The sequence below is a fragment of the Flavobacterium sp. genome, assembly GCF_040402835.1.
Taxonomy (GTDB): domain Bacteria; phylum Bacteroidota; class Bacteroidia; order Flavobacteriales; family Flavobacteriaceae; genus Flavobacterium.
Genome location: NZ_JBBALW010000048.1, coordinates 1 through 7,967 on the forward strand (window position 1 = coordinate 1; position 7,967 = coordinate 7,967).

Sequence of the window (7,967 nt, forward strand, 5' to 3'; positions counted from 1 at the left end):
GATAACTAATTTTTGAACTCTCACAAATTTAATGACCTTATTTTTGTAAAATCTTTAAGTCTGTTTCTCAGTCTGTCAAATACGTATTCTTTGTTTCAATGCGGGTGCAAAAGTAGTGCGTTATTGCACTTATACAATGCCTTTTTTAAGTTATTTTTTATTTAATTTGTAAGTCGCTGAGGGGTTGGTTGTTGTAAGTTGGTGGTTGAGGGCTAAAAAAAATATTTAACCATATAAGGAATATAAGGGCATATAATTATCCGTAACTATATTCCCATACAGTCTCCCTTTCCTTCGGAAAGGGCTGGGGATAGGATTTTAGCCCAGAGTGAAGTGGAAAGCCCGCAGTGAAAAAAGGTAGTTTTTCTTGGCCAAAAAGAGCGACCAAAGGAAGCTCCTTTTTAGACTTAGAAAAACAACTTTTTGAACGAGGACTTGGAACGGAAAGCTGGAATTAGCTGCTGATTGCTTCGAAACTCGCAATGACAATTAGAATTTAATCGAAACGAATAGCTTTTATCGGGGAAATTTTTGTGATGATGTACGACGGGATTAATAAAATGAGTAAACAGATTAGGATTGTGCCGAGGTTTAGTAGCAAAATGTAGCCGAAATCGAGGTAAACTGGGGCTTGGTTGACGTAATAGTTTTCAGGGTTGAGTTTGATTATTCCAAATTTTTGTTGAATTAAGAGTAATCCGATGCCGATTGTATTGCCCCAAAAGAGTCCTTTTGCGATTAAATAGAAGGCGTTGTAGAGGAATATTTTTCGGACCGCCCAATTATTTGCGCCCAAAGCTTTGAGAATTCCTATCATTTGTGTGCGCTCCAAAATGAGCACTAAAAGCGCTACGACCATGTTGATTGTGGCGGCTGCGATCATGATTATGAGGATGACGATGATGTTGAAATCGAATAATTTGAGCCATTCGAAGATGTAATAATATTTTTCGACGATGGTTTGGGTGTCGAGTGAAGAGCCTGTTTGCTCATAAACTTCTTGTCCTTTTTCCTTGATGGTGTTGAAATCGTCCACGAAAACTTCGAATGCGCCGACTTGATCTGGACTCCATTTATTGATGCGTTGCAAATGTCGGATGTCACCTATTATATAGGTAGCGTCGAATTCTTGAAATCCGGAATTGAAAATGCCCGTGATTTTGAAAACGCGTAGGTTTGGTCTTTGATTCGTGTCTTCTTTCATGAAAAAGGTGTTGAATCGGTCGCCTACTTTCAGGTTTAATCGGTTGGCAAGAAATTCAGAAATGAGAACTTCTTCGTTGAGTTGGTTGTTTAAATTTGGTAAATTCCCAGCTACAAGATACTCTTTTAGGTTTTCCCAACGGTAGTCTTTTCCAACGCCTTTGAAAATTATTCCTTCGAAAGCGGTTTCTGTTTTAATGATTCCAGCTTTGGTGGCAACCGCCTGAATGTGTGTGATTCCAGATACGTTTTTAAATTTTGGATAAAAATCTTGATGCGTAGAAATGGGCGTTATACTGAGTTGCGACTGATTTTCGTCGTAATTTGTAATGCTAATATGTCCATTGAAAGCGGCAACTTTTTGGCGGATTTTTTGCTGCAAACCAATTCCTGTAGCAATGGAAACTATCATCATAATCATACCAATTGCAATTGCTGCAATCGCAATTTTTATAATTGGCGCAGATATACTACTTTTATGGTCTCGAGCAGTGATGAGTCTTTTGGCTATGAAATATTCTAAATTCAATAGTTTTTGTGATTTGATATTGCAAAGTCGGATTGCTTCACTTGAGTCAAAATTACGTTTTTAGAATATATTTTCAAGTATTTAAAGTTAATTAATTATTTTTTCGGATAAATAAGTATGATTCAAAATAGCACTATAGCATTAAAACAACGAACGATTTCGGGAATAAAAAGGCTTTCTTATGTATTTCTTGTTTCGATTTCGCTGTTGATTTTTTCTTGTAAACCTGCACAAAAAGGGATTCGGAATTCGGTTGCAACCAATAAAAGCACCGTTATTAATAGTGAAAAAACAAATCGTTTTAGTACTGGCGCAGATAATTATAAATCCTATTTTTCATTATTAGACGGTAAAAAAGTTGGTGTTGTAACCAATCAAACGGGGGTTGTTTTGTATGATTCTATATATATGCTTCCTGATTCAAATGGACTTTCGCACATTGAAGCCTACAACAGAAAAAAAAGTCATTTGGTTGATTTTTTAGTAAAAAACAAAATCAATATTCAAAAAATATATGCGCCAGAACACGGTTTTCGCGGAACTGCTGATGCTGGGGAACACGTTATTGATGGGAAAGATGTTAAAACAGGAATTCCAATTATTTCACTTTATGGCGAAAATAGAAAGCCAAAGCCAGAGCAATTAGAAGGGATTGACGTTTTGATTTTTGATTTACAGGATGTTGGCGCCCGTTTTTACACCTATATATCTACGTTGTATTATATTATGGAAGCCTGTGCCGAAAGCAACATTCAATTGGTGGTTTTAGATCGTCCAAATCCGAATATTTCGATTGTTGACGGTCCAGTTTTAGAAAAAGAATTTACAAGTTTTGTGGGAATGCATCCAATTCCGTTATTGCACGGAATGACCATTGGCGAATACGCACAAATGATTAATGGAGAAAACTGGTTGAAAAACGAGGTACGTTGCGACTTGAAAATAATTGCGTGTGCGGGTTATACTCGTGAAATGAAATACAGTTTGCCTGAAAAGCCATCGCCAAATTTACCAAACGACCAAGCTATAAATTTGTATCCGAGTTTGTGCCTTTTTGAAGGTACAAATGTAAGTGTTGGGCGTGGAACGGAGAAACAATTCCAAATTTACGGTTCTCCGTATTTGCCAAAAGCGGATTTTAGTTTTATTCCAATGCCGAATTTCGGAGCAAAAGAACCTGTTTATAATGGCGTTGAATGTTTTGGAGAAGATTTGACAACCATTCCTAAAATTGATAAATTAGAATTGAAATGGCTGCTTAAAGCCTATAATGAAACGGGGGACAAATCGAAATTCTTTAATCCGTTTTTTACAAAATTAGCGGGAACCAAAAAATTGCAGGAACAAATTGAAGCGGGATTATCGGAAGATGAAATTCGGGAGAGTTGGAAAAGTGGCTTAGATGATTTTAAGAAAATGAGAAAGCCGTATTTGATTTATTAAATTGGCTTTTGAAAGTATAAAAATAACCTGATTAGTTTAATAGTCAGGTTATTTTGACTTTAATTAAAGATTAATTTACAATCCAAAAGCCGCTTTTACTTCATCAACGAAATCTAATTTTTCCCAAGTGAATAATTCAACAGTCACTGTCTTCTCAATTCCGCCTGGTGCTTTGAAAGTTTTGGTTACCGTTTCAGGAGTTCTTCCCATGTGTCCGTAAGCCGCGGTTTCGCTGTAAATTGGATTTCTCAATTTTAGACGTTGCTCGATAAAATAAGGACGCATATCAAAAATAGCTTCCACTTTCTTGGCGATTTCACCATTTGTCAAATTTACTTTTGAAGTTCCGTAGGTATCAATAAAAATCCCCATTGGTTTCGCCACTCCAATTGCATACGAAACTTGTACTAAAATTTCATCAGCAACACCTGCTGCAACTAAATTTTTAGCGATGTGACGCGTTGCATAAGCCGCACTTCTATCCACTTTACTTGGGTCTTTTCCAGAAAAAGCTCCTCCTCCGTGTGCTCCTTTTCCACCATAGGTATCTACAATAATTTTTCTACCCGTTAATCCAGTATCTCCGTGAGGTCCTCCAATTACGAATTTCCCTGTTGGATTGATGTGATATGTGATTTTATCATTGAATAAATGAGCGTATTTTGGATTGTTTTTGATGATTCTTGGAATTAATATCCCCACTAAATCCGATTTGATTTTCGCTAACATTGTAGCTTCTTCATCAAAATCATCGTGTTGCGTAGAAATTACAATTGCATCAATGCGAACTGGTTTATTTTCATCGCTGTATTCTAATGTAACTTGCGATTTAGCATCCGGACGCAAATATTTAATCTCCTTATTTTCACGACGTAAAACCGCTAATTCTTGTAATAATTTATGAGATAAATCAAGTGCCAATGGCATAAAATTCTCCGTTTCATTTGTTGCATAACCAAACATCATACCTTGATCACCAGCACCTTGTTCTTCTTTATTAGCACGGTCAACTCCTTGATTGATATCGCCCGATTGCTCGTGAATAGCTGAAAGAACACCACAAGAATTGGCTTCAAACATGTATTCACTTTTAGTATATCCAATTTTTCTGATAACCTCACGTGCAATTTGCTGAACGTCAAGATACGTTTCCGACTTTACTTCACCAGCAAGAATCACTTGACCCGTTGTTACTAAAGTTTCGCAAGCCACCTTTGATTCTGGATCAAAAGCCAAAAAATTATCGATTAATGCATCTGAAATTTGATCTGCAATTTTATCAGGATGTCCCTCACTTACAGATTCTGACGTAAATAAATAAGCCATAATAATTAGTTTTTATAATTAAGCGAGGAAAAAAGGATTGCGGTAATGATAAAGGAGATAATTTCTGCTTTAGCATTTTTTTAACGAGGTTGCAATCAGTTCAAATTTTTCCTCTAAATTTAGATTGCAAAGATAGGAAACAGAATTGAATTGCAAATTAAAGTTGGGAAATATATTTAATTAATTAAATGATTTAATTAAAAACGTAACTATAACGGCATTTTCTTTTTCATTTCCTCAACAATATTAAATGCTGCGGGGCAAATAGCAACATTTTTCAAGGTCAATTCTGAGATTTGTTGAAATTTTTTACGGTCGGTATGAGGGAATTCTCTACACGCTTTTGGACGCACATCATAAATCATACACGCATTTTCATTGTCTAAAAACGTACACGGAACGCTTTGCAAAACATAATCTTTGTCTTCATCAATTTGCAAATATTGATCGATGAATTGTTGTGGTTTTTGACGCAAATACTTGGAAACCCTTTCTATATCTGCCGATGTGAAAAGTGGTCCTGTAGTTTTGCAACAATTCGCACATTTCAAGCAATCAGTTTTTTTGAATTCGGCATTGTGCAAATCCTGCATAATGTAATCTAAATTCTTGGGCGTTTTCTTTTTTAGCTTATCGAAATACTTTTTGTTTTCGATATGCTTATCTTTGGCTTCTTTAGGAAGTGCGTTTAGAATTTGTTTCAAGTTTAAAGTTTAAAGTTGACACCACAAAATTACTCAAACAAATCAACAAATAACCAAATTACCGAATCAACTATTATGAAAGACCTTTTCGGAACAGCCATTCTTGATTTTCAAACTAATAATTCTCCCGAGGATTTAATTACCGAAACTACCATTTCTGAAGAAGATGAAATGTCGGTTGCGTATTTATTTCGGGATTTTTCTGGAATGCCAATTTTAGAGCAGAAAGCACTTTTGCTTGCTAAAGGAAAAGTTTTAGACGTTGGTTGTGGCGCTGGAAGTCATAGTTTGTATTTGCAGAATGAAAAAAAATTAGCAGTTACTGCAATTGACATTTCTGAAAAAACGGTTGAAGCTTGTAAATTAAGAGGTGTTTCAAATGTAAAAGTTGAAGACATATTGCATTTTGAAACCGATGAAAAATTTGACACCATTATTCTATTAATGAATGGAACGGGGATTTTTGGAAAATTAGAAAATGTTTCCAATTACCTTCAAAAACTAAAATCTTTATTGGCTGAAAATGGTCAAATCCTAATTGATTCTTCCGATATTATTTATATGTTTGATGAAGATGAAGACGGCGGAAAATGGATTTCTGGTGATAAATATTATGGGGAATTAGAATTTACCATTGCCTACAAAGGCCAAAAAGAAGCGCCTTTTCCTTGGTTGTATATGGATTATAACACGCTACAAAATGCAGCTGTTGCTAATGGGCTGCAATGCGAATTAGTTTTGGAAGGCGAACATTATGATTATTTAGCGAGGCTGACTGTTTAGAAAATTTGATTTTTTAACACAGATTTTCACAAATTTTCACAGATTAATTTGCGATCAAATATTGAAGTAAAAACTGACTTATTTAGTCAGTTTTTAATAAAATAATTTAAGGAATATTCAGGTATTTATGTGTTTGCAATGAAACGCGCCATTTTGGATTGTTCATGACATAATCTACAATTAGCGGTGTCATTTCTTCTTTTTTGCTCCATTCTGGCTGAAGAAATAGAATGGCATTTGAGTTTACTTTTTCGGCTTGCTCTTCGGCAAATATAAAGTCGTGTTTGTTGTGAATAATCACTTTTAACTCATTGGCATTATCGTAAACCGTTTGCGTGGGCAATTTATTTTTCTTTGGGGAAAGACAAATCCAATCCCAAGTCCCTGATAATAGGTATGCACCAGAAGTTTCAATATGTACCTTTAAATTTTTCTCTTTTAGCTTTTGAGTTAGCGCGGTCATATCCCACATTAGCGGTTCGCCACCAGTTACGACAACAGTTTCAGAATATTTAGAAGCATTTTCGACAATCAAATCGGTATTTGTGGGCGGATGTAATTCGGCATTCCAACTTTCTTTCACATCACACCAATGACAACCAACATCGCAACCTCCAATTCGGATGAAATAGGCAGCTGTTCCGGTGTGATATCCTTCGCCTTGAATGGTGTAGAATTCTTCCATTAAGGGAAGCATTAATCCTTTTTCGATGGCTATTTGTGTTTCTTTTTTGAGCATTTTTAATTTAAAATAGGTTGCAAAGGTAGTGAAAATAAGATTTGAGATTTAAGATTTGTGAATAAAGAGGAAAGATAAAAGATGAAAAGATAATAGATAATTATATATTTGATAATTAGCCCCGGTAGAAGCGGCATCCTATTGTGGCGGGGTTCGCCGCAAGAGATACAGCGGATGACGGGAGGAATCGTGATAGAAAAACAAAACGTATGCTCCAAAAAAAGCCGATAGCGTTGAAACTATCGGCTTTGCTACTATAAATTATATTTTATTTCAGTGTTTTCAATGACTGAATTGCGTACTCGTTTGTAGGATCTAAAGCCAACGATTTTGCGAAATACTCTTTTGCTTTTGGTTTATCGGTGTTGGCAAATGCCGCCGCGATTGCATTGTACGACTCGATAAATTTAGTTTTTACAACTGGTCTAGCCATTTCTTCCTCTCCTTTTGCAGTTACAACGTCGATATATTGTTGGTAATATTTGATAATCATTTCGTCGTTTTCAAGTAAGTTATTCGTTCTTGCTCTGAAAATATATGCGTCTTGAGTTGAAGGCGCTGCTGTGATTACGTTTCCAAAAGCGACATCGGCTTTTTGCAATTCGATTGAATCCGCTTTTACGACATCCTTACGAGTGTTTTTGAAATATAAAGAGTTTCCTAAATAGAAATTATCCAATAAATAATTTTTAGAGTTTACATTGGTAACCGCAATTTCATAGATGGCAGCGGCTTCCTTGAATAATTTTTGCTCGTAGAATTTTTTACCTATTTCACTTAAATCGTTGGTCATTGTAATTTCCATTTCCACGGCTTTTTTCAATTGCGCTACTCCGGCATCAAAAACTGCAGCGTCAACTACTTTCGTTTCCAAATTGTTGGCTTTTTTCATTTTTGCAAGTCCTAAATATAGGTAATCTCTAGCGATAATCTTGTTTGTAGGCGTTGCAATAAAATTCTCTAAGGCTGAAATTGCAGCATCTACATTTCCATTTTCATAAGAAGAATAGCCTAAATAACGGAAAATTCTTGGATTTACCTTGTCCAATTCTTTCATTTTATTGGCTTCAACTTCCAACGCTGCATAATCTTTTGCAAGGATTAAAAAATCGGCGTGACGCATACGAGATGTCAATAAATAATCTGTCAAGCTCATATATTTTTCATAAAATGCCAACGCCTTACCAATGTATTCTTTGTAGTTTTTCAAGTCGTTATTTCCCCAATAATAATACGTTTC

7 protein-coding genes are annotated in these 7,967 nt (G+C 35.5%); 2 read left to right on the forward strand and 5 right to left on the reverse strand.

Going from position 1 to position 7,967, the window contains the following annotated elements; translation table 11 throughout:
• Window positions 1–496 precede the first annotated feature (496 nt).
• Window positions 497–1,732 (reverse strand): ABC transporter permease, encoded by a 1,236-nt coding sequence (locus AC9UEH_RS11290; RefSeq protein WP_509531906.1) that lies wholly within the window; start codon window positions 1,730–1,732, stop codon window positions 497–499.
• A gap of 117 nt (window positions 1,733–1,849) precedes the next feature.
• Here AC9UEH_RS11290 and AC9UEH_RS11295 point away from each other — a divergent pair, with 117 nt between their 5' ends.
• Complete coding sequence (locus AC9UEH_RS11295) at window positions 1,850–3,175, forward strand: exo-beta-N-acetylmuramidase NamZ family protein (RefSeq protein ID WP_509531909.1); 1,326 nt, start codon at window positions 1,850–1,852, stop codon at window positions 3,173–3,175.
• Between the two features lie 75 nt (window positions 3,176–3,250).
• Here the strand turns inward: AC9UEH_RS11295 and metK are convergent, their stop codons facing one another.
• Complete coding sequence (metK, locus tag AC9UEH_RS11300; RefSeq protein ID WP_509531911.1) at window positions 3,251–4,501, reverse strand: methionine adenosyltransferase; 1,251 nt, start codon at window positions 4,499–4,501, stop codon at window positions 3,251–3,253.
• A gap of 209 nt (window positions 4,502–4,710) precedes the next feature.
• Complete coding sequence (locus AC9UEH_RS11305; RefSeq protein WP_509531914.1) at window positions 4,711–5,205, reverse strand: YkgJ family cysteine cluster protein; 495 nt, start codon at window positions 5,203–5,205, stop codon at window positions 4,711–4,713.
• A 75-nt stretch (window positions 5,206–5,280) separates the two neighbouring features.
• Between AC9UEH_RS11305 and AC9UEH_RS11310 the strand changes: the two genes are divergently transcribed.
• Window positions 5,281–5,988: a class I SAM-dependent methyltransferase gene (locus AC9UEH_RS11310; RefSeq protein ID WP_509531915.1), complete on the forward strand. Its 708-nt coding sequence runs from the start codon at window positions 5,281–5,283 to the stop codon at window positions 5,986–5,988.
• A gap of 106 nt (window positions 5,989–6,094) precedes the next feature.
• On the opposite strand, the gene AC9UEH_RS11315 is transcribed toward AC9UEH_RS11310, so the two are convergent.
• Both AC9UEH_RS11315 and AC9UEH_RS11320 read right to left on the reverse strand, forming a co-directional pair.
• The gene (locus AC9UEH_RS11315; protein WP_509531917.1) at window positions 6,095–6,727 is read right to left on the reverse strand and encodes a 7-carboxy-7-deazaguanine synthase QueE; all 633 of its coding nucleotides are present in this window, start codon (window positions 6,725–6,727) and stop codon (window positions 6,095–6,097) included.
• Between the two features lie 268 nt (window positions 6,728–6,995).
• The coding region (locus tag AC9UEH_RS11320) for a tetratricopeptide repeat protein (RefSeq protein ID WP_509531920.1) at window positions 6,996–7,967 on the reverse strand (972 nt) is incomplete at its 5' end.

Excerpts from the sequence above, each read along its gene's own strand:
- AC9UEH_RS11295 (WP_509531909.1), top strand. The coding sequence starts at position 1,850 with ATGATTCAAAATAGCACTATAGCATTAAAACAACGAACGATTTCGGGA.
- metK (WP_509531911.1), bottom strand. The coding sequence starts at position 4,501 with ATGGCTTATTTATTTACGTCAGAATCTGTAAGTGAGGGACATCCTGAT.
- AC9UEH_RS11310 (WP_509531915.1), top strand. The coding sequence starts at position 5,281 with ATGAAAGACCTTTTCGGAACAGCCATTCTTGATTTTCAAACTAATAAT.
- AC9UEH_RS11315 (WP_509531917.1), bottom strand. The coding sequence starts at position 6,727 with ATGCTCAAAAAAGAAACACAAATAGCCATCGAAAAAGGATTAATGCTT.